At 65.9% G+C, this 25,764-nt stretch carries 22 protein-coding genes; 16 read left to right on the plus strand and 6 right to left on the minus strand.

The window, feature by feature from the left end; all coding sequences use genetic code 11:
- Together AC3FKG_RS16975 and AC3FKG_RS16980 are read right to left on the minus strand one after the other, a co-directional pair.
- A partial coding sequence (locus tag AC3FKG_RS16975) for a bifunctional UDP-4-keto-pentose/UDP-xylose synthase (RefSeq protein WP_488743753.1) occupies positions 1 to 962 on the minus strand: 962 nt, incomplete at its 3' end.
- Between the two features lie 56 nt (positions 963 to 1,018).
- The gene (locus AC3FKG_RS16980; RefSeq protein WP_483711195.1) at positions 1,019 to 2,782 is read right to left on the minus strand and encodes a glycosyltransferase family 39 protein; all 1,764 of its coding nucleotides are present in this window, start codon (positions 2,780 to 2,782) and stop codon (positions 1,019 to 1,021) included.
- 228 nt (positions 2,783 to 3,010) lie between these two features.
- On the opposite strand from AC3FKG_RS16980, the gene AC3FKG_RS16985 reads away from it, so the two are divergent.
- Positions 3,011 to 3,682, plus strand: a complete 672-nt coding sequence (locus tag AC3FKG_RS16985; protein ID WP_483711196.1) for a response regulator — start codon at positions 3,011 to 3,013, stop codon at positions 3,680 to 3,682.
- Positions 3,679 to 5,031: an ATP-binding protein gene (locus tag AC3FKG_RS16990; protein ID WP_488743620.1), complete on the plus strand. Its 1,353-nt coding sequence runs from the start codon at positions 3,679 to 3,681 to the stop codon at positions 5,029 to 5,031. Before AC3FKG_RS16985 ends, AC3FKG_RS16990 begins: the two co-directional genes overlap by 4 nt.
- Before the next feature lie 64 nt (positions 5,032 to 5,095).
- On the opposite strand, the gene AC3FKG_RS16995 is transcribed toward AC3FKG_RS16990, so the two are convergent.
- Complete coding sequence (locus AC3FKG_RS16995) at positions 5,096 to 7,444, minus strand: Tex family protein (RefSeq protein ID WP_488743621.1); 2,349 nt, start codon at positions 7,442 to 7,444, stop codon at positions 5,096 to 5,098.
- A gap of 163 nt (positions 7,445 to 7,607) precedes the next feature.
- Between AC3FKG_RS16995 and AC3FKG_RS17000 the strand changes: the two genes are divergently transcribed.
- The 3 genes from AC3FKG_RS17000 (at position 7,608) to yoaA (ending at position 10,982) form a co-directional block, all read left to right on the plus strand.
- Positions 7,608 to 8,438: a hypothetical protein gene (locus AC3FKG_RS17000; RefSeq protein WP_488743622.1), complete on the plus strand. Its 831-nt coding sequence runs from the start codon at positions 7,608 to 7,610 to the stop codon at positions 8,436 to 8,438.
- Between the two features lie 49 nt (positions 8,439 to 8,487).
- A complete protein-coding gene (locus AC3FKG_RS17005; RefSeq protein ID WP_483711200.1) occupies positions 8,488 to 8,691 on the plus strand; it encodes a DUF465 domain-containing protein in 204 nt (67 codons plus the stop codon).
- Between the two features lie 68 nt (positions 8,692 to 8,759).
- Positions 8,760 to 10,982: a DNA repair helicase YoaA gene (gene yoaA / locus AC3FKG_RS17010; RefSeq protein WP_488743754.1), complete on the plus strand. Its 2,223-nt coding sequence runs from the start codon at positions 8,760 to 8,762 to the stop codon at positions 10,980 to 10,982.
- A 104-nt stretch (positions 10,983 to 11,086) separates the two neighbouring features.
- Here the strand turns inward: yoaA and AC3FKG_RS17015 are convergent, their stop codons facing one another.
- Positions 11,087 to 11,917: an outer membrane protein assembly factor BamD gene (locus tag AC3FKG_RS17015; protein ID WP_211948054.1), complete on the minus strand. Its 831-nt coding sequence runs from the start codon at positions 11,915 to 11,917 to the stop codon at positions 11,087 to 11,089.
- 16 nt (positions 11,918 to 11,933) lie between these two features.
- Between AC3FKG_RS17015 and AC3FKG_RS17020 the strand changes: the two genes are divergently transcribed.
- On the plus strand, positions 11,934 to 13,148 hold the full coding sequence (locus tag AC3FKG_RS17020) for an RluA family pseudouridine synthase (protein WP_483711201.1): 1,215 nt from the start codon (positions 11,934 to 11,936) through the stop codon (positions 13,146 to 13,148).
- Positions 13,138 to 13,935: a peptidoglycan editing factor PgeF gene (pgeF, locus tag AC3FKG_RS17025; protein ID WP_488743623.1), complete on the plus strand. Its 798-nt coding sequence runs from the start codon at positions 13,138 to 13,140 to the stop codon at positions 13,933 to 13,935. The genes AC3FKG_RS17020 and pgeF overlap by 11 nt, the downstream gene beginning before the upstream one ends.
- A gap of 16 nt (positions 13,936 to 13,951) precedes the next feature.
- On the opposite strand, the gene AC3FKG_RS17030 is transcribed toward pgeF, so the two are convergent.
- Positions 13,952 to 14,185 carry a hypothetical protein gene (locus tag AC3FKG_RS17030; RefSeq protein ID WP_483711202.1) on the minus strand — a complete coding sequence of 78 codons (234 nt, stop codon included), beginning with the start codon at positions 14,183 to 14,185 and terminating at the stop codon, positions 13,952 to 13,954.
- A 404-nt stretch (positions 14,186 to 14,589) separates the two neighbouring features.
- Between AC3FKG_RS17030 and phaC the strand changes: the two genes are divergently transcribed.
- The 9 genes from phaC (at position 14,590) to AC3FKG_RS17075 (ending at position 25,419) form a co-directional block, all read left to right on the plus strand.
- Entirely contained in the window at positions 14,590 to 16,383 is a 1,794-nt protein-coding gene (gene phaC / locus AC3FKG_RS17035; protein WP_488743624.1) for a class I poly(R)-hydroxyalkanoic acid synthase, read from the plus strand.
- 69 nt (positions 16,384 to 16,452) lie between these two features.
- The gene (locus tag AC3FKG_RS17040; protein WP_483711204.1) at positions 16,453 to 17,634 is read left to right on the plus strand and encodes an acetyl-CoA C-acetyltransferase; all 1,182 of its coding nucleotides are present in this window, start codon (positions 16,453 to 16,455) and stop codon (positions 17,632 to 17,634) included.
- A 74-nt stretch (positions 17,635 to 17,708) separates the two neighbouring features.
- Positions 17,709 to 18,449, plus strand: coding sequence for a 3-ketoacyl-ACP reductase (locus tag AC3FKG_RS17045; protein ID WP_483711205.1), 741 nt, complete (start codon positions 17,709 to 17,711; stop codon positions 18,447 to 18,449).
- A gap of 407 nt (positions 18,450 to 18,856) precedes the next feature.
- A complete protein-coding gene (phaR, locus tag AC3FKG_RS17050; protein WP_483711206.1) occupies positions 18,857 to 19,408 on the plus strand; it encodes a polyhydroxyalkanoate synthesis repressor PhaR in 552 nt (183 codons plus the stop codon).
- 223 nt (positions 19,409 to 19,631) lie between these two features.
- A complete protein-coding gene (locus AC3FKG_RS17055) occupies positions 19,632 to 20,642 on the plus strand; it encodes a tRNA dihydrouridine synthase (protein ID WP_483711207.1) in 1,011 nt (336 codons plus the stop codon).
- Between the two features lie 146 nt (positions 20,643 to 20,788).
- Positions 20,789 to 22,150, plus strand: coding sequence for a 30S ribosomal protein S12 methylthiotransferase RimO (gene rimO / locus AC3FKG_RS17060; protein ID WP_488743625.1), 1,362 nt, complete (start codon positions 20,789 to 20,791; stop codon positions 22,148 to 22,150).
- Between the two features lie 103 nt (positions 22,151 to 22,253).
- Positions 22,254 to 23,438, plus strand: a complete 1,185-nt coding sequence (gene bktB, locus AC3FKG_RS17065; RefSeq protein WP_483711209.1) for a beta-ketothiolase BktB — start codon at positions 22,254 to 22,256, stop codon at positions 23,436 to 23,438.
- 24 nt (positions 23,439 to 23,462) lie between these two features.
- Positions 23,463 to 24,074, plus strand: a complete 612-nt coding sequence (locus tag AC3FKG_RS17070) for a hypothetical protein (protein ID WP_488743626.1) — start codon at positions 23,463 to 23,465, stop codon at positions 24,072 to 24,074.
- A gap of 115 nt (positions 24,075 to 24,189) precedes the next feature.
- Positions 24,190 to 25,419: a cystathionine beta-lyase gene (locus AC3FKG_RS17075; RefSeq protein ID WP_488743627.1), complete on the plus strand. Its 1,230-nt coding sequence runs from the start codon at positions 24,190 to 24,192 to the stop codon at positions 25,417 to 25,419.
- 14 nt (positions 25,420 to 25,433) lie between these two features.
- Here the strand turns inward: AC3FKG_RS17075 and AC3FKG_RS17080 are convergent, their stop codons facing one another.
- Entirely contained in the window at positions 25,434 to 25,670 is a 237-nt protein-coding gene (locus AC3FKG_RS17080) for a DUF2789 domain-containing protein (protein WP_483711212.1), read from the minus strand.
- Positions 25,671 to 25,764 lie beyond the last annotated feature (94 nt).

Here is a 25,764-nt window from a genome sequence, read left to right on the forward strand (position 1 = left end):
TTCCAGCCCAGTTCCTGCATGGTGTTGTCGATCTTCGGCACGCGGTGCTGCACGTCCTGGTAGCCCTTGCCGTAGAAGTCACCCGACGAGGTCTCGACGATCTGCGTCTTGCGCGCCTCTTCGGCGTACTCGGGGTAGTCGGCGGCCATCTTCAGCATCATCTCGGCCAGCTCGCGCACCGAGTGGATGTTGGACGGATTGCCGATGTTGAAGATCTTGCCGCTGGCGACGCCGTCCTTGTTCTCGATGATGTGCATCAGCGCCGAAATACCGTCGGAGATATCGGCAAACGCGCGCTGCTGCGCACCGCCGTCAACGAGCTTGATCGGCTCGCCGCGCACGATATGGCCCAGGAACTGCGTGACCACGCGCGAGGAGCCTTCCTTCGATTCGAAGATCGAATCGAGCCCGGCGCCGATCCAGTTGAACGGGCGGAACAGCGTGTAGTTCAGGCCCTGCTCCATGCCATAGGCGTGGATGACGCGGTCCATCAGCTGCTTGGAGCAGGCGTAGATCCAGCGCGGCTTGTTGATCGGGCCGTAGATCAGCGGCGAGGCTTCCGGATCGAACTCCTCGTCCGCGCACATGCCGTAGACCTCGGAGGTCGACGGGAACACCAGGTGCTTGCCGTACTTGACGGCGCTGCGCACGATCGGCAGGTTGGCTTCGAAGTCGAGCTCGAACACGCGCAGCGGGTTGCGCACGTAGGTGGCCGGCGTGGCGATGGCCACCAGCGGCAGGATCACGTCGCACTTGCGGATGTTGTACTCGATCCACTCCTTGTTGATGGTGATGTCACCCTCGAAGAAGTGCATGCGCGGATGGTTGACCAGGTCGCCCAGGCGGTCGGACGACATGTCCATGCCGTAGACCTCCCACGACGTGGTTTCCAGGATGCGGCGCGTCAGGTGGTGGCCGATGAAGCCGTTGACGCCAAGGATGAGGACTTTCTTGCCTTGCATGGGAGTGGTCTGTTGCATGGGTTAAGCGTAAGGATGGGCCGGGCGCGGGGGCCAGCCTAGCGTTGTGGTGCCGGTGCATTCACGGCAAAGTTGGTTACGGCCACGCGGCGCCAGTCGCGTGCGACCACGTACATGGGGGCGCGCTGGCTCAGTTCGGCGAAGGTATCGGGCGACATGATCGCCATGGCGGGCTGGCCGTCCTGCCATGCGGCCAGGAACGACGCGGTGGTCGGCTGCCACTTGCGCGGTTCCTGGGTCACGCCGAATTCGAGTTCGTCGGGCCGCTCCACCATGACCAGCGTGTGGCGCAGGTAGAACGGCAGCGTGTGGTCCAGCACGCGCACGCTATAGAGCTTCATCTCGGGCCGCAGCACGCGCGCCACGGGCGCGATCATGTCGATGCCGGACGCCGAGCGGCCGATCACTTCATGCCCAAGCAGCGCACCGGAGAATGCCGTGCACATGCCGATCGCATAGACCGTGATGCTTGCCATCAGTCCGCGTCGCGGCAGCAGCCAGCGCGCCGCGAGCGTGCTCGCGATCATCAGGCCGAATGCTACGGCCACCCAGATGGCATAGGCGCGATACAGCGTATTGGGCGTGTTGTTCGAATTGAGCGTGGCGACGATGGGGCTCGCCAGCAGCCCGATGATGCCGATCGCCAGGCCGCCCACGAGCTGGCGGCGCCAGGAGCGCTCGTTGATCGAATCCAGCGCCACGCCGCCGAGGATGCCCAGCGCCGGGAAGACCGGCAGGATATAGCCGGGCAGCTTCGAGTGCGACAGGCTGAAGAAGACAAAGATGGCGATGGCCCAGATGGCGGCGAGCAGCGCGGGCTGGAATGGACGCGGGACGTCGCCGGCCGTCACGCCGGCGCGCTCGCGCACCGCGCGCCACATGCGCGGCACCAGGCCCAGCCACGGCAGGAACCCGCCGATCACGAGCGGCACGAAGTAGAGCAGCGGGCCTTTGCGCGAATGCACGTTCGACGTGTAGCGCTCCCAGTGCTCGTGGATAAAGAAGAAGCGCAGGAATTCCGGATTGCGTTCGGATACCAGCCAGAACCACGGCGCCGCGACCAGCAGCATCAGCGCGATGCCGCTCACCAGATGCAGGCGCCGCCACAGGCCGAGGTCGCGGGTCACGAAGGTGTAGATCACGAGCACCAGCCCGGGCAGCGCGATGCCGACCAGTCCCTTGGTCAGGATGGCGACGCCCATGGCGAGCCAGCACGCCAGCATCCAGTTGCGGCGGGTGGCCGGCGTGGCGTCGGGGTGCTGCGCCAGGAGCATGAACGCCAGCACGCAGGCCATGGCCCCGGACAGCGTCATGTCTAGCGTATTGAAGTGCGCCGCCACGCTCCACATCGGCGCGGCGACCATCACCAGGCCGGTGAGCAGCGCGGCGCGGGCGCCGAACCACCGGTGCGCAGCCAGCATGGAGGCCAGCAGGCCGAAAGCGCCGGCCAGGGCCACGCACAGGCGCGCCTGCCAGTCGCCGATGCCGAACAGCACATAGGACAGCGCCGTCACCCACATGTGGAACGGCGGCTTTTCAAAGTACTTGAGCGCGTTGTAGCGGATTGTCACCCAGTCGCCGCTGACGAACATTTCGCGGGCGATTTCGGCATAGCGGCCTTCATCGGGCCCGATCAGGTGGCGGAACTCCAGCGTACCGAACCAGAGCAGCGCGATCAGCGCGCAGACGCCGGCCAGCACCATCATGGGCACACCGCCGAAGCGGCGCCGGTGCCACGGCAGGGCAGCTTGCGAGGCAAGCGCGTCGGGCTCGCTCGTCAGGCGGTCGGAACCTTGATGCATGAAGGAAGGGAGGGCGTGGCGGATATCGGGCCGGAAACCGGGCAAATGCCGTGTGGCAACGGTTGTCGGATAGCGATCGGACAAGCGGCCGGCTCAGGGCAACATGGGAGGATAAGTGACGAACCTTAATGGCAGATTAAGGAAATTTGGGCAGAATGGCGGCTGCGTGACTTGCCGCGGCTTTATCGCCCTGTATTGGCCTATAACGCAAAAAAGCTGGCCTGGAAAATGAGAATTCTTATTGTTGAAGACGACCCCATGCTGGGCGACGGCTTGCTGCACGGGCTGCAACTGATGGGATACATCGTCGACTGGTTCACCACGGGCGCCGAGGCGGATCATGCGCTGGGCGTGGTGCAGTACGACGCCGTGGTGCTGGACCTCGGGCTGCCCGGCGACGACGGCATGTCGTGGCTCAGGCGCTGGCGCGAGCGCGGGTGCCAGATACCGGTCCTGGTGCTGACGGCCCGCGACGCAATCGAGAGCCGCATCAGCGGCCTGGACAGCGGCGCGGACGATTACCTGGTCAAGCCGATTTCCCTCGATGAACTGGCCGCCCGGCTGCGCGCCATGACGCGCCGCGCCGCCGGCAACTCGGCGCCGGTCTGGCGGCATGGGGCGCTGGAGTTCCACCCGGCGGCAAAGCAGGCCTTCTGGCACGGCAAGCCGGTGGACCTGACCAGCCGCGAGGCCATGCTGCTGGAGTTGCTGCTGGCGCATCCGAACCGGCTGCTGACGCGCGAGGTCCTGCGCGACAAGCTCTATGACTGGCAGGCCGGGCTGGAGAGCAACACGCTCGAAGTGCATATCCACCATCTGCGCCGCAAGATCCATCCGAAGATCGTTCGCACCTTTCGCGGCGCCGGCTATACCCTGGGCGCCGCCGAGGATTGCGCATGACGCTGCAGCGGCGCCTGATCCTGGCCGTGCTGATCGCGACCCCGGTGGTGTGGCTGCTGACCATCGCCATGACGTACGTGCGGGCGCGCCACGAGATCAACGAGCTTTACGACACCGCCATGGTCCGCATGGCGATGCAGATGCATTCGCTGGTGCCGCTGGTCGACATCACGGCAGCGCCGTCGCGCGCGCGGCTGCCGGCGCTTGCGGCGGGTGACCAGGGCGATGCGGGCCTTGGCGACCTCGCCATTGCCGCGTGGCTGCCGGACGGCACGCCCATGCATATCGATCCGGACGGGGACCGGCTGCCGCGGGCGCCGGCCGCCACGGGTTTCACCGACCGGCGCATCGACGGTCATCGCTGGCGGCTGTATTACCTGGACGATGCCATGACCGGGTGGCGAGTCTGTATCGGGCAGAAGCTGGGCGAGCGCAACGAGCTGATCCTGTCCTATATCGCCGCGCAGGTGCTGCCGTGGATTGTTGGCCTGCCTGTGCTGATCGGACTGCTGATCTGGTTCATGCGGCGTGCCATGGCGCCGGTCCGTGAACTGTCGGCCGATATCGAGCGCCGCTCCCCGCACGACCCTGCGCCACTCAGCCTGGCCGCCGTGCCGGGCGAACTGGTGCCGCTGGTCAACGCCATGAACCGGCTGCTGGTGCGCGTTTCGGACTCGATCGAGCACGAGCGGCGCCTGACCGCGGACGCCGCGCACGAAATGCGCACGCCGCTGGCGGCGCTGAAGGCCCAATGGGAAATCGCGCAGCGTTCGCCCGATGAAAGCGAGCGGGCCCGGGCACGCGCCAACGTCGAGTCCGGCATCGACCGCATGAGCCGGCTGGTGTCGCAGTTGCTGACCATGAGCCGGCTGGAGGATGCCTCGGCGCTGGCCATGCTGGAGGACGCGAACTGGCGGCCGATCGCGCAGCAGGCACTGTCGGATTGCCTGGTGCTGGCCCAGCGCAGGAAGGTGGATGTGGAACTGATCTGGCCGCCCGAGGACGTCGCGCCATTGCCGCTGGCCGGCGACCCGAACCTGCTGGGGCTGATGCTGCGCAACCTGCTGGACAACGCGATCCGCTATAGCCCGGCGGGCGCGATGGTCACCATGGATTTCCGAGCCGATGCGATCGTGATCTGCGATGAAGGGCCCGGGGCGGCGCCCGAGGTGCTGGCGCGGCTCGGGGACCGGTTCTTCCGCGCGGGTGGCCAGCGGGAGCAGGGGCATGGGCTCGGCATCTCGATCGCGCAGCACGTGGCGAGGCTGCATGGGTTGGGCATTGCGTTTGCCAACCGCACCGACCGATCCGGGCTGACGGTACGCATCTGCCGCTGCGGCGAGCAGTAAAAAAACGCCCCGTGCGGTCAATGACCCACGGGGCGCTTTTTTCGCGGACGCGGAATCCGTCAACTCATCGCTTGAGCTTGGCAAATGCCGCCGCCATGGCGCCGCCCGACTCCACCTCGCGGCGAGCGCCGCCGTTGCCGAAGCCCTTGCCACCCGGGCGCTGGCCGCCGCGGTCACCCGACGGGCGCGCCGAAGTCTGGCCCGGCTCGTCATCGAGCCGCATGCTCAGGCCGATACGGTTGCGCTTGACGTCGACCTCCATGACCTTGACCTTGACGATCTGGCCGGCCTTGACCACTTCATGCGCGTCCTTGACGAACTTGTTCGACAGGGCGGAGATATGCACGAGACCATCCTGGTGGACGCCGATGTCGACGAACGCGCCGAATGCCGCCACGTTGGTGACCACGCCTTCCAGGATCATGCCCGGCTGCAGGTCCTTCACGTCTTCGACGCCTTCCTGGAAGGTGGCGGTCTTGAACTCGGGCCGCGGGTCGCGGCCGGGCTTTTCCAGTTCGGTCAGGATGTCGCGCACGGTCGGCAGGCCGAACGACTCGTCGGTGAACTGCGCCGGCGACAGGCCGCGCAGCGCTTCACGGTTGCCCATGACGTCCGACAGCCCCTTCTTGATATGGTCCAGGATGCGCTTGACCACCGGATAGGCCTCCGGGTGCACCGACGAGCGGTCCAGCGGATTGTCGCCGGTATTGACGCGCAGGAAGCCGGCCGCCTGCTCGAAGGTCTTGTCGCCCAGGCGCGGCACCTTCTTCAGCGCGTCGCGGTTCGGGAACGCGCCGTTGGCATCGCGGTACTCGACGATATTGCGCGCCAGCACCGTGTTGAGGCCCGACACGCGCGCCAGCAGCGGCGCCGACGCTGTGTTCACATCCACGCCCACGGCATTCACGCAGTCCTCGACCACGGCATCGAGCGTGCGAGCCAGCTCGCGCTGGTTCACGTCGTGCTGGTACTGGCCCACGCCGATCGACTTCGGGTCGATCTTCACCAGCTCGGCCAGAGGATCCTGCAGGCGGCGCGCGATCGACACCGCGCCGCGCAGCGACACGTCCAGTTCCGGGAATTCCTTGGCGGCCAGCTCCGATGCCGAGTACACCGATGCGCCGGCTTCGCTCACGACGATCTTGGTGAGCGTCAGGTCGGGCGCCAGGCGCATCAGGTCCTGCACCAGCTTGTCGGTTTCGCGGCTCGCGGTGCCATTGCCGATCGACACCAGTGCAACGCCATGCTGCTTGGCCATGCGCGCCAGCGTGGCGAGCGAGCCGTTCCAGTCGCGGCGCGGCTCATGCGGGTAGATCGTCGCAGTTTCCAGCAGCTTGCCGGTGGCATCGACCACGGCTACCTTGCAGCCGGTACGGATGCCCGGATCGACGCCCATCACGGCCTTGGGGCCGGCGGGCGCGGCCAGCAGCAGCTCGTGCAGGTTGCGGCCGAACACCTTGATGGCCTCGCTTTCCGCGGTTTCGCGCAGTTGCGTCAGCAGCTCGGTTTCCAGGTGCGGCTGCACCTTCACCCGCCAGCACCAGCGGCAGACATCGGCCAGCCACTTGTCGGCGGGGCGGCCCAGGTTCTGGATGCCGACGTGGCGCGCGATCATGCCTTCGCACGGATGCGGCACCATGGCATCCTGCTCTTCGCCCAGGCCCAGCTTGACCATCAGCACGCCCGCATTGCGGCCGCGGAACAGCGCCAGCGCGCGGTGGGACGGCACCGAGCGGATGGTCTCGCTGTACTGGTAGTAGTCGCGGAACTTCTCTTCCTCGGCGGTTTCCTTGCCGTCCATCACCGTGGAACTGACCACGCCGTTGCTCCACAGGTGCTCGCGCAGCTTGCCGAGCAGTTCGGCGGTTTCGCCGAATTGCTCGGACAGGATGTCGCGCGCGCCGTCCAGCGCCGCCTTGACGTCCGGCACGCCGCCATCGGCGGTCGGGTTGCCGTTCACGTATTTGGCCGCTTCAGCCTGCGGGTCCAGCGTCGGATCGGCGAGCAATGCCTGGGCCAGCGGCTCCAGGCCGCATTCGCGCGCGATCTGGGCGCGTGTGCGGCGCTTGGGCTTGTAGGGCAGGTAGAGGTCTTCCAGCGCCTGCTTGGTTTCGGCGCCCTCGATGGCCGTGCGCAGCTCCGGCGTGAGCTTGCCTTGCTCCTCGATCGAGGCAAGGATCGCCAGGCGACGCTCTTCCATGTCGCGCAGGTACAGCAGGCGCTCTTCCAGCGTACGCAGCTGCGTGTCGTCCAGGTTGTCGGTCACTTCCTTGCGGTAGCGGGCAATGAACGGAACGGTCGCGCCTTCGTCGAGCAGGGCCACGGCAGCCGCCACCTGGCGGGGTTGAACGGTCAGTTCAGCCGCGATGAGCGACACAATCTTTTGCGAAACGGATGCGGGCAGATTGGACATCGGGAATTCGGTCTGTCGAAGCGGTCAGTCGAAAGCGGGGCATTTTGCCACAAGCGGGGCGGCTTTCCGTCACAGAAGAGGGACTGTTTGCGGGCGTGTATCTTGCTGCACGCCGCCCGGCAGCGCCCTCAGGCGCGTGGCGGGCGGATGCTAGAATTCGGCCATGACCTTCAAGCCCCATCCGGCCGTCGCGCCCGCCACGCCCGTGGCCGTCCGCGACACGGCAACCCTTGCCCCGATCCCCGCCGCATGCCTGCCCCGTTCCGTCCCGCGCCGTGAGGGGCCAATGATGCCGTCTGCCCGCCTGTTTGCCATGGCGGTGTGGCTGACCGTCGTCGGCGCCGGCACGCTGGCGCCGCTGTCGGACGGCGCCGCGCAGGCCATCGCGCCGGCAGCGGCGCCGCGTGATTTCGCCGCCGAACGCAAGGCGATCGGCGATTCCCGCGCGTGGACCAACTATCGCTTCGCCACGGCGGAACGCGCGTGCTACGACAAGTTCTTCGTCACCCACTGCATCGACCAGGCGAAGGAAGTCCAGCGCGGGGAATTGCAGGTATTGCGCCAGCGCGAGCTGGAAGTGGGTGAAGCCGAGCGCGCCCAGCGTGCGGCCGACCGCGATCGCGAACAGGCGTTGCGCCGGGCCGAGTTCGAAGCTGGCCAGCCCAAGCGCAGCGCGAACGAACAGGCCAGCCGGGAGTCGTTCGAAAAGAAGCAGCAGGCGCAGCAACTGCGGGACGCGCAGCACCAGGCCGACGCACCGAAGCGCTCGGCCAACGCACAGTCCTACCAGCAGAAGCAGGCCGACTACGACGCCCGCATGCGCGAGGCGCAGAGCAAGGGGGCGGAACAGGCACGGCAACGCGAAGAGAACGTCAAGGCGTACGAGGCCAAGCAGCGCGAGGCCGAACAGCGCCAAAAAGATCAGGACGAGCGGCGCGCCAAGGCGAAAGAGCAGCAGGGGCAGGCGTCGGCGCCGCGGCCCTTTGGCTTCTGAGCCGGGGCCATGCCAGCCTGTTTTGGGCAGATGCGGCGGGGAAATGCAAATGGACGATAACCTGAACACCCTCGAACGGCAGATCATGGACCTGCAGATCGAGCACCGCGACCTGGACTACCTGATCGACCGGCTGGCGGACGACCCGACCCACGACGAACTCCAGTTGCGGCGGCTGAAGAAGCGCCGTCTCAAGCTGAAGGACGCCATCACCCTGCTGCAGCTCCAGCTCGAACCCGACGTGCCGGCCTGAGCGCAGCGCACGCGACACTGACAGCGCCACATGGCGCGAACTCCTGAGCCTTGCCCGCCTTGACCATCCTGACCGATCCGACCGACCTGCCAGAGCCGGGCGCAGACACCGAAAGCCCCGCGCCAGCGCAGGCCGACCTGGTTCCCGCGTCCGCCGTCCCCGCCAACCACGCCAGCGAACTGGCCACGATCTTTGCCGAAACCGGCACGCTGGCGCAGGGCATTCCGGGCTATCGTCCGCGCCACGCGCAACAGCAGATGGCGCAGGCCGTGGCAGGAGCCATCGAGCGCAGCGACACGGTGATCGTCGAGGCCGGGACGGGCACGGGCAAGACCTTTGCCTACCTGGTCCCCGCCATGCTGTGGGGCGGCAAGGTGGTGCTTTCGACCGGCACCAAGAACCTGCAGGACCAGCTTTTCCTGCGCGATATCCCGACCGTGCGGCGCGCGCTGAATGTGCCGATCTCGGTATCGCTGCTCAAGGGCCGGGCCAACTATCTCTGCCACTATCACCTTGAACGCGCGCAGGCCAACGGCCGGCTCGCGTCCAAGCAGGACGCGGCATGGCTGCGCGACATCGCGCGCTTCGCCAAGACCACCACGTCGGGCGACAAGGCTGAACTGGCCGAAGTGCCCGAAAATGCGCCGGTGTGGCAACTGGTAACCTCCACGCGGGACAACTGCCTGGGTTCGGAGTGCCCGAACTACAAGGACTGCTTCGTCATGCGGGCCCGCAAGGAAGCCCAGCAGGCCGACGTGGTGGTGGTGAACCACCATCTATTCTTTGCCGATGTGGTGCTGCGCGACACCGGCATGGCCGAACTGCTGCCGGCCGCGAACACGATCATCTTCGACGAGGCGCACCAGCTTCCCGACACGGCCACGCTGTTCTTTGGCGAGACGCTGTCGACCAGCCAGCTGCTGGAGATCTGCCGCGACACGGTGGCCGAAGGGCTGTCGCACGCGCGCGATGCGGTCGACTGGGTTGCCATCGCGGCGCCGCTTGAACGCGCCACGCGCGACCTGCGCCTGGCTTTCGGCAAGGAGAATGCGCGCCTGGCGCTGGGCCAGATCGAGGCCGACCGGCGTATCGGCGAGCCGTTCTTCGACACGCTGGATACGCTCGAAGAGGCGCTGTCGATCTTCGTCGAGCATCTCGAAAGCCAGGCCGAGCGGGCGGAGACGCTGCAGCAATGCCACCGGCGCGCCGTCGAGTTGCAGCAGCGGCTGGAAGCGTGGCGGGACGAAGGCAAGGCGTTCGCCGTACCCGCCCCGCAAGCGGCGGACACGGCGGACGAAGCCGCGCAGGCGCCCGCTGCAACGCCGCCGGCCGCGCCGGCGCAGTTCGGCCCCGAGACGGTGCGCTGGGTCGAGGTGTTCTCGCACACCGTCCAGCTGCACCGTACCCCGCTATCGATCGCGCCGATCTTTACGCGGCAGCGCGAAGGGCATCCGCGCGCATGGGTGTTTACATCGGCGACGCTGTCGGTGAAAGGCAACTTCACGCACTATGCCGCGCAACTGGGGCTCAACAAGGACAATTCGCTGACCTTGCCGAGCCCGTTCGACTACGGCAAACAAGGCCTGCTTTACGTCCCGCGGGACATGCCGCCGCCCAATTCGCCGCAGTTCACCGATGCGGTGGTGGCGGCGGCGCTGCCGCTGATCGAGGCCGCCGGCGGGCGCACGTTCCTGCTGTGTACGACGCTGCGCGCCGTGCAGCGCGCCTCGGACCTGCTCTACGATGCCTTTGCCGAGCGCGGACTCGAACTGCCGCTGCTGGTGCAGGGGCAGGCCAGCCGCACGGAACTGCTGGACCGGTTCCGCGAACTGGGCAATGCCGTGCTCGTGGGCAGCCAGAGCTTCTGGGAAGGCGTGGATGTGCGCGGCGAGGCGTTGTCGCTGGTCATTATCGACAAGCTGCCGTTCGCGCCGCCCGATGACCCGGTGCTCGCCGCGCGCATGGAGGTGCTGCAGAAGAAGGGCCTGAGCCCGTTTGCGGTACACCAGCTGCCGCATGCGGTGATCACGCTGAAGCAGGGCGCCGGGCGGCTGATCCGCTCGGAATCCGATCGCGGCGTGCTGGCCATCTGCGATACGCGGCTGGTCGAGAAGCCCTATGGCCGCCAGATCTGGCAAAGCCTGCCGCCGTTCACGCGAACGCGCGAGGCTCAGACCGTGGTGCGCTTCCTCGAATCCCTGCGGGACAGGGGGAAGGGAGAGGGCGAGAGCGACAGCCGAAGCAACGACGAGGACGCGGGCCTGGACATGGACGGCGCACAGCAGGACTGAGCCGCGTCGCCCGTGCCGTCATCGAACAAAAAAACGGGACAATCCTTGCGGATTTGTCCCGTTCCTGTGTGCGTCGCAGGGTCAGTGCGCTGCGTCGCCGCCGCTCAGAACACTTCCCACCACGATTTGTCCTTGCGGCGCTCGCCGTACTTGATGTAGTCGCTGTTGGGGAAGTTGCGTTCCATCACGCGTGCCGTATCGTCGCGCAGGTCCTTCATGCCGAGCGAGTCGTACGAGCGGATCATGATGTACAGCGCTTCCTCGTTGGCCGGGGCACCGTCGTAGTCCTTGAGCGACTGCTGGGCCCGGTTGACCGCGGCGAGGTAGGCGCCGCGCTTGTAGTAGTAGCGGGCGGCGTGGACCTCGTGCTGGGCCAGCGAGTTGACGATGTACTGCATGCGCGCGGTGGCGTCAGGCGTGTACTTGCTGTCCGGGTACTTGGTGACGAGCGTATTGAAGGCGTCGTAGGCCGCGCGGGCCGCCTTCGGGTCGCGCTCGCTCAGGTCCTGGCCGGAAAAACGGCCAAGCCACCCCAGGTTGTCGTTGAAGTTGATCAGGCCCTTGAGGTAGTAGGCGTAATCGATGTTCGGGTGGCTCGGGTGCAGCTGGATGAAGCGATCCACCGCGGCCAGTGCCGCCGCCGTCTCGCCATCCTTGTAGCTGGCGTAGGCGGTATCGATCTGGGCTTGCTGCGCGTAGCGGCCGAACGGATAGCGGCCCTCGAGCTTTTCGTAGAGCTTGACGGCGCGTGTGTAGTCGCCGCCGTCCAGGGCGTCCTTGGCTTCCGAATATAATTTGTTGGCCGACCAGCCGGCAGTCTCGTCGGGCTGGTCAGCGAGCAGGCCGCATGCCGACAGCATGACGCAGCCGCCTGCGAGCAGAATCGCTCCAAATCCCGCGCGCCAATTTGCGCGCTTCATGCTCAGCAATTGCATGGGCAACGTATCCCGGATGAAGAAAAATAGCGTCAAGCATTATAGCCCAAGCCCCCAGCCAGAATCCGGCCCGGGAACACAGTCACCCGGTCAGGTGCGCGTCCAGGCATCCCTGGCCGACAACGATGAGGTCGAAGACTTCGCCGACGAGGCGCCCCCGGCACCCGCGGCAGATCTTGCCATACCGCTGATCCTGGAAGTCGACAGTGCCGCACATGGCGAGCGGCTGGACAAGCTCCTGGCTCGGCATTTCAGCGAATTCTCGCGTAGCCGGCTGCAACAGTGGATCGAAAGCGGCGCCGTGCGCGTCGACGGCGAAGTGCGCCGGCCGCGCGACGCGGTGCAGATGGGCAGCCGCATCGAGATACAACCGCAGGCCGCGCCGGAATCGCAGGCGTTCGCCGCGGAAGACGTGCCGCTGGACATCGTGTACGAGGATGAAACGCTGCTCGTCGTCAACAAGCCGGCCGGGCTGGTCGTGCATCCCGCCGCGGGCAACTGGAGCGGCACGGTGCTCAACGGGTTGCTGCACCGTTACCCTGGCGCGGCGGCCTTGCCGCGCGCGGGCATCGTGCATCGGCTCGACAAGGAAACCACGGGGCTGATGGTCGTGGCGCGCACGCTGACGGCGCAGACCGACCTCGTCCGCCAGCTGCAGGCGCGTACGGTCAAGCGCACGTATCTCGCGCTGGTGTGGGGGCGAACGTACGACGAAGGCACCATCGATGCGCCGATCGGCCGCGATCCGCGCGAGCGCACGCGCATGGCCATTGTCCATACCAGCAGCGGCAAGCCGTCGCGCACGCATTTCCGCACGCTGGCGACGGTGCCGCTCGGGCGCAGCTTCGTGTCGATGGTGCGGTGCCAGCTCGAAACCGGGCGCACGCACCAGATCCGCGTGCATTTCGAATCGATCGGCCATCCGCTCGTGGGGGATCCCGTCTACTTTCGCGCCACGCAACGCGGCCAGCGGCCGGCCGTGCGCGTGCAGCTGCCGGTGCCTTTCGAGCGGCAGGCGCTGCATGCGTTTAAGCTGGGTCTGGTGCACCCGGCCACGGGCAAGGCGGTGAAGTGGACCGCGCAGCCGCCGGAAGACCTCCAGGCCCTGATCGATGCACTCGACTTTTCTGCCGGTGAAGCCGAAAGCGATGCCGATGAGGAGGACTGGGACGAAGATTGGGAAGACGGTCCCGAGATCATTTGGGCCGATGGGGACGACGATGACGACTGATCCCGCGTGGCTCCAGCCGGACTGGCCCGCGCCCGCCTCGGTGCGTGCGTTGTCCACCACGCGGGCGGGCGGCGTGAGCCGTGGCGTGTATGGGCGGGACGGCGGTGAACCGGGCGGTCTTAACCTCGGTACGCATGTCGGGGATGATCCCGCGCATGTCGCCGAAAACCGTGCGCGTCTAGCCGCGCAGTTGCCCGCCATGCCGCTGTGGCTGGAGCAGGTCCATGGCTGTGCCGTGGCCACGGTGGATCATCTCGCAAAGTCGGACGCGGCGGCTCCGCGCGCCGATGCGAGTGTGGCGGTCGCGCCCGGGGAGGTGTGCGCGATCATGACTGCGGACTGCCTGCCCGTGCTGTTGTGCGATGCCGAGGGGACCGTGGTGGGTGCCGCGCACGCGGGATGGCGCGGCCTGTGCAGCGGCGTGATCGAGGCCACGCTGTCGCGCATGCAGGCCGCGCGCGGCAAATCTTCATCGCGCTGGCTTGCCTGGCTGGGACCCGCGATCGGACCCGGCTCCTTCGAAGTCGGTGCCGAAGTGCGTGACGCCTTTCTGGCGCAGGCCCGGGCAGGCGAGCATGCGGCCGTGGACACTGCCTTCCGGCCTGGCGCTGAAGGCAAGTACATGGCCGACATCTACGCACTGGCCCGCACGCGCCTGGCCCGTGCGGGTTGCACGGACGTCTACGGTGGCGATGCCTGCACGGTATCCGACCCGCAGCGCTTCTATTCCTATCGGCGCGACGGCGTGACGGGCCGCATGGCCAGCCTCGTCTGGCTCTCAAGCTGAACCGGTGGCGGGCCGCTTACTGCGGCCCGCTTTCGCCGGACCCGGCGCTTTCCTCTTCGCGTGCGCGTTCGGCGCGCGCTTCCTCCGCCTTGCGGCGCCGCCGCCGGCCGGGCGTCCCCATGATGTAGAGCACCAGCGCCACCGGTGCGGCGCCATAGAGCAGGAACGTGGCGACGCCGGCAACGATGCTGTGCTCGGTGATCGCCATCATCAGAGCCACGTAGAGCCATCCGATGGCTACGATGTACATGAAACTTTCATCCTTTGCAGATAGGCTTGCGCGCTGCTCCCCGAACCCGCGTCTGCCTACCGGCAGGTAGGTTTTCCGGGTGTTTGGGCCGACGCAGTTTTCCGCATTGACAGCGCGTACATTGCAAGGCAACAATGACCTCGAATGTTGCGGAATCCCGCGTAGTTTCCTTGTTTTTGCCGGCAAGCATACCGCATGGCGCTGCCATGCCGGAGTGCGGTGCAAGCCGGGCAGGGGACGTTATCCAGATCGAAGGGATAGCTGCATGTGGAAGTCCTGGGTGCCCTGGTCGCGGGTGCATTGACCAGGTCTATCCGGATTGCGTCTCCAGATGCATAAGTGCCGGCCAGGGCAATGTCCCGGGAGCCGGTCTGACATAGTGACGGCAGAGAGACATTAACATCATGGCGACCGGCAAAGGTGCGGCAGCTTCCACAGCGGAAGACAAGTCCCAACCGTTCAAGTTTCCGCCGGGGCCATTGGATCCAGCAACGTGGCTGGAGTGGTCCCGTCAGTGGCAAGGCCCTCAGGGCAACGGCACGGGGCTTCCCCCGGGCTTTTCCGGCTTCCCCGGATTCGAGGCGTTCGGTGCCAGCCCGCTGGCGGGCGTCAAGATCGACCCGGCCCTGCTCGCGGAAATCCAGCAGCGCTACATGCGCGACTTTGCCGACCTGTGGCGTGCCCTGGCTGAAGGCGATACCGAATCCGGCGCCAAGCTGCACGACCGTCGCTTCGCCAGCGAAGCCTGGCACAAGAACGCGCCGTATCGGTACACCGCCGCTTTCTACCTGCTCAATGCGCGCGTGCTGACGGAGATGGCCGAGGCCGTCGAGGCGGATCCCAAGACGCGCCAGCGTATCCGCTTCGCCGTGTCGCAATGGGTCGACGCCATGTCGCCCGCCAATTTCCTGGCCACCAATCCCGATGCGCAGCACCGGCTGATCGAGTCCGGCGGCGAGTCGCTGCGGGCCGGCGTGCGCAACATGCTGGAAGACCTGGGCCGCGGCAAGATTTCGCAGACCGACGAGAGCGCGTTTGAAGTGGGCCGCAACGTAGCGGTCACCGAAGGGTCGGTCGTCTACGAAAACGAATTCTTCCAGTTGCTGCAATACAAGCCGCTGACCGACAAGGTCTATGCGCGCCCGCTGCTGCTGGTGCCGCCTTGCATCAACAAGTTCTACATCCTCGACCTGCAGCCGGAAAGCTCGCTGGTGCGGTACGCGGTGGAGCAGGGCCATACGGTGTTCCTGGTGTCGTGGCGCAATCCCGATGCCAGCATGGCCGACCGCACGTGGGACGACTACATCGAGCATGCGGCCATCCGCGCGATCGAAGTGGCGCGCGATATCAGCGGCCAGGACCAGATCAACGCGCTGGGCTTCTGCGTGGGCGGGACCATCATTTCCACTGCACTGGCGGTGCTGGCGGCGCGCGGCGAACGACCGGTGGCGAGCCTGACGCTGCTGACCACGCTGCTTGACTTCAGCGATACCGGCATCCTTGACGTATTCGTCGACGAAGCTCACGTCAAGCTGCGCGAAGCCACGCTTGGCGGCGCGTCCGGGACGCCATGCGGCCTGTTGCGCGGTGTGGAACTGGCCAATACGTTCTCGTTCCTGCGCCCGAACGACCTGGTCTGGAACTACGTGGTCGACAACTACCTGAAGGGCAAGACGCCGGTGCCGTTCGACCTGCTGTTCTGGAACGGCGACGCCACCAACCTGCCGGGCGCGTGGTACTGCTGGTACCTGCGCCATACGTACCTGCAGGACGAGCTGAAGGTGCCGGGCAAGCTGACCGTCTGCGACGCGCCGGTCGACCTGAGCGCCATCGATGTGCCGACCTATATCTACGGCTCGCGCGAAGACCACATCGTGCCGTGGGTGGCGGCGTATTCATCGACCGCGTTGCTCAAGAACAAGCTGCGCTTCGTGCTCGGCGCATCCGGCCACATTGCCGGCGTTATCAACCCGCCGGCCAAGAACAAGCGCAGCCACTGGACCAATGAGGCCCTGCCGGCTTCAGCGCAAGAATGGCTGGCTGGTGCCGAAGAACATCACGGCAGCTGGTGGCCGGACTGGATGAACTGGCTCGGCAAGCAGGCCGGCGCCAAGCGTGCCGCGCCGACCGGCTATGGCAATGCGCGCTATCCTGCTATCGAACCCGCGCCTGGCCGCTACGTCAAAGCCAAGGCATGACTCTTGCGGACGGTCCCGGTAACGGGATCATCCGCTGACCACCCCAGATACCCTTTGAGAGGACTGCAAATGACCGATATCGTCATCGTTTCCGCCGCCCGTACCGCTGTAGGCAAGTTTGGCGGTTCGCTCGCGAAGATCCCCGCGCCGGAGCTGGGCGCCATCGCTATCAAGGCAGCGCTGGAACGTGCTGGCATAAAGCCCGAACAGGTCAGCGAAGTGATCATGGGCCAGGTGCTGACGGCCGGTTCGGGCCAGAATCCGGCCCGCCAGGCGTCGATCAAGGCGGGCCTGCCGGCGTCGGTGCCGGCCATGACCATCAACAAGGTGTGCGGATCGGGCCTGAAGGCAGTGATGCTCGCCGCCAACGCGATCCTGGCCGGCGATGCGGAAATCGTCGTGGCGGGTGGCCAGGAAAACATGAGCGCCGCGCCGCACGTCCTGCCGGGCTCGCGCGACGGCTTCCGCATGGGCGACACCAAGCTGGTCGACACCATGATCGTGGACGGCCTGTGGGACGTGTACAACCAGTACCACATGGGTGTCACCGCGGAGAACGTGGCCAAGGAATACGGCATTACCCGCGAAGCGCAGGATGAATTCGCCGTGGCTTCGCAGAACAAGGCCGAGGCTGCGCAGAAGGCGGGCAAGTTCAATGATGAAATCGTCCCTGTCATGATTCCCCAGCGCAAGGGCGATCCCGTTGCCTTCGACAAGGATGAGTACGTCCGCCAGGGCGCTACGCTGGACAGCATGGCCGGCCTGAAGCCCGCCTTTGACAAGGCTGGCACGGTGACCGCCGCCAATGCTTCCGGCCTTAACGACGGTGCGGCCGCAGTGGTGGTGATGTCGGCCGCCAAGGCCAAGGAACTGGGCCTGACGCCGCTGGCCACAATCAAGGCCTACGCCAATGCCGGTGTGGACCCGAAGGTCATGGGCATGGGTCCGGTGCCGGCGTCCAAGCGTGCGCTGTCGCGCGCGGGCTGGGGCGTGCAAGACCTGGACCTGATGGAAATCAACGAGGCCTTTGCCGCGCAGGCGTTGGCCGTTCACCAGCAGATGGGCTGGGACACGTCCAAGATCAACGTGAATGGCGGCGCCATTGCGATCGGCCACCCGATCGGCGCATCGGGCTGCCGTATCCTGGTGACGCTGCTGCACGAGATGAAGCGTCGCGACGCGAAGAAGGGCCTGGCCTCGCTGTGCATCGGCGGCGGCATGGGCGTGGCGCTGGCCGTCGAACGCAAGTAATGGGGTGTGCCCTGGGCGCGCGGCGGTTCGCGCGGCCAGGGCGAAGATAACGAAGAGCCAATCAAGGAGTGGACATGACTCAGCGCATTGCATATGTGACCGGCGGTATGGGCGGCATCGGGACCGCTATCTGCCAACGTCTCGCCAAGGACGGCTTCCGCGTGGTGGCCGGTTGCGGCCCCAATTCACCGCGTCGCGAACGGTGGCTCGAACAGCAGAAGGCGCTCGGCTTCGACTTCGTTGCCTCCGAAGGCAACGTGGCCGACTGGGATTCGACCAAGGCTGCTTTCGACAAGGTGAAGGCCGAAGTCGGCGAGGTCGATGTGCTGATCAACAACGCGGGTATCACCCGTGACGTGGTATTCCGCAAGATGACCCGTGCCGACTGGGACGCGGTGATCGACACCAACCTGACGTCGCTGTTCAACGTGACCAAGCAGGTCATCGACGGCATGGTCGACCGCGGTTTTGGTCGCATCGTCAATATCTCGTCGGTGAACGGGCAGAAGGGTCAGTTCGGCCAGACCAACTATTCCACTGCCAAGGCTGGCCTGCACGGCTTCACCATGGCGCTGGCGCAGGAAGTCGCGACCAAGGGCGTGACGGTGAATACCGTTTCGCCGGGCTATATCGCTACCGACATGGTCAAGTCGATCCGCCAGGACGTGCTGGACAAGATCGTCGGCACCATCCCGGTCAAGCGCCTGGGCGAGCCGTCGGAAATCGCGTCCATCTGTGCGTGGCTGTCGTCGGAGGAATCGGGCTTCTCGACGGGCGCCGACTTCTCGCTGAACGGCGGTTTGCATATGGGCTGATCGCGCTCTGCATACTGCGCGAACGCACCGTTTTTGCGGTGCAGCCAGCGCAGCGCACAAGGCGTTGTCAAACACGAATTGCGGGCCCTTCGGGGCCCGCAATTCCTTTGTGCGTGCGGGTTTTCCTTAAGCTACCCGGCTTTTCTTAGTGCTTTGTTGGGCATAGAATCAAGGCAGCAGCACGGCTGGCACCAATGTCGTGCAACGTGCGGCCTTCGCGGGGGCGAAGGCAACGAGCCACTGGCGGCTGAATTCGCGATGACCCGCGACGAATCCGCGACGAATCCGCGAGTGCGCACATAGAAACTTTTCACGATCTTCCCGATGGCCCGGCACTCCCGGTTTGCGCACTGCACCGCATGCGGTGCAGCAGCGCCCATCAGCGACGACAAGAGGACAGAGCACCGATGGCCACGAGCAAAAAAGGCGCAGAGCGACTGATCAAGAAATATCCCAATCGCAGGCTCTACGACACTCAGACCAGCACCTACATCACCCTGGCCGACGTGAAGCAGCTCGTCATGGAGTCAGAGGACTTCAAGGTCGTGGACGCCAAGTCCGGTGACGAGCTGACGCGCAGCATCCTGCTGCAGATCATCCTGGAAGAAGAAACCGGTGGCGTGCCGATGTTCTCCAGCGCCATGCTGTCGCAGATCATCCGCTTCTATGGCCACGCCATGCAGGGCATGATGGGGACCTACCTGGAAAAGAACATCCAGGCCTTCATCGACATCCAGAACAAGCTGGCCGAGAACTCCAAGGGCCTCTATTCCGGCGAGGCCTTCAGCCCCGACATGTGGTCCCAGTTCATGAACATGCAGGGACCGATGATGCAGGGCATGATGAGCAACTACATCGAGCAGAGCAAGAACCTGTTCGTGCAGATGCAGGAGCAGATGCAGAGCCAGGCGAAGAATATGTTCGGGACGTTCCCGTTCAATCAGCCCGAAAAGAAGTAGGAAGTACCGGCGGCGGGCAGCCCGGTTCGCTGCCTTGCCTCCTGGCGCTGTTCCGGATGTTCTGCGGGGCGGTGCCCAAACAGGTAAAATGCTCCCCTCCTGAACTGGCGGCTCATTTTGCGGATTCGCCTTGCAGCGCGATATCCCGATGTCTTCCAGCTTCCACCGTTCCGAAGTGACGCCGCTTGAATCCGGCGTATCCCTGCTGGCTCCGGCCTGGCCCATGAGCCGGCTTTTCCTTGCCCCGATGGAGGGGCTCGCCGATTATGTGCTGCGCGATGTCCTGACCGGACTGGGCGGCTATGACGGGTGCGTCTCCGAGTTCGTCCGGGTGACGGGATCGCTGCTCCCCGGGCGTGTCTACGAGCGCGACACCCCGGAAATCCTGCAGGGCGGATGCACCACGGCTGGCACGCCGATGGTGATCCAGCTGCTTGGTAGCGATCCCGCATGGATGGCGCGTAATGCGGCCCATGCCGCGACCATGTCTCCCCATGGTGTTGACCTGAACTTCGGTTGCCCGGCAAAAGTCGTCAACCGGCACGGTGGCGGTGCGATGCTGCTGGCGCATCCCGAGCAGCTGCATCGCATCGTTTCCGCGGTGCGCGAGGCGGTCCCGCCACATATCCGGGTGACTGCCAAGATGCGGCTTGGCGTCTCGGATACCGCATTGGCGCTTGATTGCGCCACAGCGCTGGCAGAGGGTGGGGCCGCGTCGCTGGTGGTGCATGCCCGGACGCGCGACCACGGCTACCGGCCGCCGGCGCACTGGGAATGGATCGCCCGCATCGCCGACACCATCGACATTCCGGTCATTGCCAACGGCGAAGTCTGGTCCGTGGCCGATTGGGAGCGTTGCCGCGCGGTCAGCGGTTGCGCCGATGTGATGATCGGGCGCGGCGCGGTATCGGACCCATTCCTGGCCCTGCGTATCAGGGGGCTCATGGATAGCACGCCGTCCGACGAGGAGTGGCCGCTGGTGCAGCATCAGATTGCAGCGTATCTGCGGAAACTGCACGACCGGATCGACGCCGGCAACGAGCATGGCCGGGTGAAGTTGTGGCTGAGCTATCTCAAGCGGACCTGGCCCCAGGCCGCGGCGCTGCACGCGGCGATCCGCCGGATCCATGACTCGGCGCACATCGCGCAAGTGCTGCAAAGTTTTCCGGACGTCACGTCCGGACAAATCCCAGAATCAGGCGATGGTTCGGCCGCCAGGCCATGTCTGGTCTGAGACGCCGGGTAAACCTCGCGAACGGTTAAAATACAAGGTTCCGTACGGCGCCTTGCGGTCGTGTCCGGCTTCGGTCGAGATTACCCGATATACTGCGCCCCGCCTGTCCTCTATTCGCATTCCCCGTGAAAAATCCTTCAGAATCAATGACCCAGAAAGACCAAAGTCCGCGCGTGGGTTTCGTTTCGCTTGGCTGTCCCAAGGCTTTGGTCGACTCGGAGCAGATCATCACCCAACTGCGCGCCGAGGGTTACGCGATCAGTGGCTCCTATGACGGCGCCGACCTGGTCGTGGTCAACACCTGCGGCTTTATCGACGAAGCCGTGCAGGAAAGCCTGGACGCCATCGGCGAGGCGCTGAACGAGAATGGCAAGGTCATCGTGACCGGCTGCCTGGGGGCCAAGAAGGATGCGGCGGGGCAAGACATTGTGTCGTCGGTCCATCCGAAGGTGCTGGCCGTGACCGGTCCGCATGCGCTGGGCGAGGTCATGCAGGCGGTGCACACGCACCTGCCCAAGCCGCATGACCCGTTCAAGGACCTGGTGCCGGCTGCAGGCATCAAGCTCACGCCGAAGCACTACGCCTACCTGAAGATTTCTGAGGGCTGCAACCACCGCTGCTCGTTCTGCATCATCCCGTCGATGCGCGGCGATCTCGTGTCGCGCCCGGTGGCCGAGGTCATGCTGGAAGCCGAGAACCTGTTCAAGTCCGGCGTCAAGGAACTGCTGGTGATCTCGCAGGACACGAGCGCCTACGGCGTGGACGTGAAATACCGTACCGGCTTCTGGGATGGCCGCCCGCTCAAGACGCGGATGACCGAACTGGTGGCCGCACTGGGCGAGCTGGCGGCCAAGTACGATGCCTGGGTGCGCCTGCACTACGTTTATCCGTACCCGCACGTCGACGAGATCATCCCGCTGATGAACGGTGGCCACGTGCTGCCGTACCTCGACGTGCCGCTGCAGCACGCCCATCCGGATGTGCTCAAGCGCATGAAGCGCCCGGCCAACGCCGAGAAAACCCTGGACCGCATCCGCGCCTGGCGCGAGGTGTGCCCGGACCTGACCATCCGCAGCACCTTTATCGCCGGCTTCCCGGGCGAGACCGAGGCCGAGTTCCAGACGCTGCTGGATTTCATCGCCGAGGCCGAACTGGACCGCGTGGGCTGCTTCGCCTATTCGCCGGTGGAGGGCGCGACCGCCAATGACCTGCCTGGCGCGCTGCCCGACGAAGTGCGCGAGGAACGCCGCGCCCGCTTTATGGAAGTCGCCGAGGAAGTCTCGGCACGCCGGCTGCAGCGCAAGGTCGGCCAGACCCTGCGCGTGCTGGTGGACGAAGTGAACCAGGAGGGCGGCATCGGCCGCTCTTCTGCCGACGCCCCGGAGATCGACGGCCTGGTCTATATCGCGCCGCCGGAGAAGGCATCGCAGCGCTATCGGGCCGGCGACTTCGTCCAGGTGACGATCACGGGCGCCGATGGACACGACCTGTGGGGTGAAGCCCAATAAAGCGGCGTTTACTGCTCATACCTTTAAGTAAAAGTACGTTCGTTCGATTTCCCCGCGATGCCGCTATACTGTGCACCGCAACATAACCTCATGGAGACGAGACATGACGCGTGAAGTCGTAGTGGTAAGTGGCGTACGTACGGCAATCGGGACGTTTGGCGGCAGCCTGAAGGACATGGCACCGGTCGATATGGGTGCGCTCGTGGTGCGTGAAGCGCTTTCGCGCGCCAAAGTGTCCGGCGATGATGTTGGCCACGTCGTGTTCGGCAATGTGATTCAGACCGAGCCGCGCGACATGTACCTGGGCCGTGTGGCGGCCGTCAACGGCGGCGTAACGACCAATGCGCCCGCGCTGACCGTGAACCGCCTGTGCGGCTCGGGCCTGCAGGCGATTGTCAGCGCCGCGCAGACCATCCTGCTCGGCGATGCCGACATCGCCATCGGTGGCGGTGCCGAAAGCATGAGCCGCGCGCCGTACCTGGCGCCTGCCGCCCGCTGGGGCTCGCGCATGGGCGATGCCACCATGGTCGACATGATGCTGGGCGCGCTGCACGACCCGTTCCATCGCATCCACATGGGTGTCACGGCGGAAAACGTGGCCAAGGAATACGACATCAGCCGCAGCCAGCAGGACGAGGCCGCGCTGGAGTCGCACCGCCGCGCCTCGGCCGCCATCAAGGCCGGCTATTTCAAGGACCAGATCGTTCCGGTGACGCTCAAGAGCCGCAAGGGCGAAGTGAGCTTCGACACGGACGAGCACGTGCGCCATGACGCCACCATCGACGACATGACCAAGCTCAAGCCGGTCTTCGTCAAGGAAAACGGCACGGTGACCGCGGGCAACGCCTCGGGCCTGAACGATGCCGCCGCCGCGGTGGTGCTGATGGAGCGTGCCGAGGCCGAGCGCCGCGGCCTGAAGCCGCTGGCCCGCCTGGTGTCCTACGGCCACGCCGGCGTGGATCCGAAGACCATGGGCATCGGCCCCGTGCCGGCCACGAAGATCGCGCTGGAGCGCGCCGGCCTGTCGGTGTCCGACCTGGACGTGATCGAAGCCAACGAAGCGTTTGCCGCGCAAGCCTGCGCGGTGACCAAGGCGCTGGGCCTGGACCCGGCCAAGGTCAATCCGAACGGCTCCGGCATTTCGCTCGGCCACCCGATCGGCGCCACCGGCGCACTGATCACGGTCAAGGCACTGTACGAGCTGCAGCGCGTGCAAGGCCGCTATGCACTGGTGACGATGTGCATCGGCGGCGGCCAGGGTATTGCCGCGATCTTCGAGCGCGTCTGAGTCTTGCCGATGCCGCATCGCCTCATGTTTCGGCGCCTTTCGCTGGCCGGCCTGGCTGGCGCGCTGGCGCTTGCGGGGGCGGGGCTGGCGCGGGCCGCGGATGACAGGGTGTTGTCGAGCGGCCCGCAAGCCAGTGCAGGGGACCTGGGCCTGAGCCAGGCCATCCGCGAAGGCGAGGCGCGCCGTGGCGCGGCGCTTTCCGCCGGCGCAGCGATGGCACCGCTCGCGCCGCGCCCGGAATACGCCAGGCTGCCCGTCTACGTCGGCAAGGTCGGCGACAAGCCGGTGCGCCTGCGCATCGGTCCCAAGCCGGACGAGCGCGACAGCCTGCGCGGCGAATACACCACCAACGGCGTGCCCGGCGTGCGCCTACTGGCTGGCGAGTGGGAGGACAGCAGCTTCCTGATGGAAGAGTCCGACGACGGCACGCGTGTCTCCGGCAACTGGGAAGGCACCATCGACGCGAGCGGCGCCGTGCGCGGCATCTGGACCGATGCCTTCAACCCGGCTGTTGTGCTTCCCTTCTTCATCCGCCCGTTCGGAAGCGTGCTGGTGATTCCCCCTTCTGACATGACACCCGGTAGCGCAGTCACCTACGCGCCTGCGCCGCCCAAATCGACGGTCCAGGGTCGCTGAGTCCGGCTTCCCGGTGGCGCTACCGGCATTTGCTGGTAAGCTCGAACGGTTGTCACGTCCGTTTCATGCCCACCGTGCAATGCGGTGCCGCATGTCAGCCATCAAGGAATCCGCCGTGTCCGATCCTACTTCCGACAAGCCCGCGTCGAGCCCTGCCTCCCATTTCATCCAGACTGTTGCGGTCCAGCCCGAACTGGATATCGCACCGGGGTTCGATTCGTTTTCTCCCGCCACGCACCGCGGTTCGACCGTGGTCTTCCAGAACCTGGCCGAGCTTCGCTCATACGGCGACCGCAGTACCACGTACTGGCGCTACGGCCTGCATGCCACGCCTACCAGCGAAGCGCTGTGCCAGCATCTGGCCTTGCTCGAAGGCGCCAGCCATACGCTGCTGCTGCCGTCCGGGCTGGCCGCGATCTCGCTGGTCTACTTCGCGCTGCTCAAGAGCGGCGATGACGTGCTGGTGCCAGACAACGTCTACGGTCCGAACCGCGATCACGGCGAATGGCTGGCCCGCGATTTCGGGGTGGCGGTGCGCTACTACGACCCGATGATCGGCAGCGGCATCGCCAGCCTGATCCGGCCCAATACGCGGCTGATCTGGATGGAGTCGCCGGGCTCGGTGACCATGGAGGTCCCGGACAGCCAGGCGATCGTCGCCGCGGCCAAGGCCCGCGGCGTGCTGACGGCCATCGACAATACGTGGTCAGCCGGCCTCTACTTCCGGCCGTTCGACATGGGGATCGATATCTCCGTGCAGGCTCTGACCAAGTACCAGTCCGGCGGCAGCGACGTCCTGATGGGCGCCGTGCTGACGCGGGACGAGGACTTGCAAGCCCGTCTGAAGCGCACGCGCATGCTGATGGGCTGGGGCGTTTCCGCCGACGACTGTCATCTGGTACTGCGTTCGCTGCCGAGCCTGCCGGTGCGGCTGGCCGCGCACGACCGTGGCGCACGCGAGGTGGCCGAGTGGCTGCACCAGCGGCCTGAGGTCGTGCGCGTGCTGCATCCCGCGCTGCCGGACTGCCCGGGCCACGCCAATTGGCGGCGCGATTTCAGCGGTGCCAGCGGCCTGTTCGCGATCATCCTGCACGACAAGTACACGCGCGAGCAGGTTGATGCCTTCGTCGAAGCGCTGCGGCTGTTCGCGATCGGCTGGTCGTGGGGCGGCGCGCACAGCCTGGCCGTGCCTTACCACGTGCCGACCATGCGCCCCGCGGGAAGCTGGCCGCCGGCGGGGTGGCAGCATGCCGGTGAACTGGTGCGCCTCTATATCGGCCTTGAAGACACGCGTGACCTCATCGCGGACCTGCGCCAGGCGCTGGAGCAGCAACTCGGCGGCTGACCGGTGCCGACCAGCTAGCTCGCGCGCAGTGCCACGTCGAGCCGGTCGACCACTTCGGCCCAGTCGGCATCGTCCGCGATCTCGTTGCGCAGCATGGCGGCCTGCGCTGGGGTCCAGAACGGCGCGTCGGCCAGTTCAACGTTGCCAGGCAGCTTCCCGTGCGTCTCGATGAACTCGGCAATGCTGGGCGGATCGCTCGGTAATCCCAACTGGGCGAACAGCTCGGAAAAACGATGAAAGGCGCTTTGCATGATGAGGGGGCTCCGCTTCCGGGTTTGTCACTCAAAGCTAGTGTAGGGCACGCGGGCGCCTGAATGGCGGCCAGTGCGCACAAGAAGAAACGGA

The organism is Cupriavidus sp. 22TCCZM04-2 (assembly GCF_057798895.1).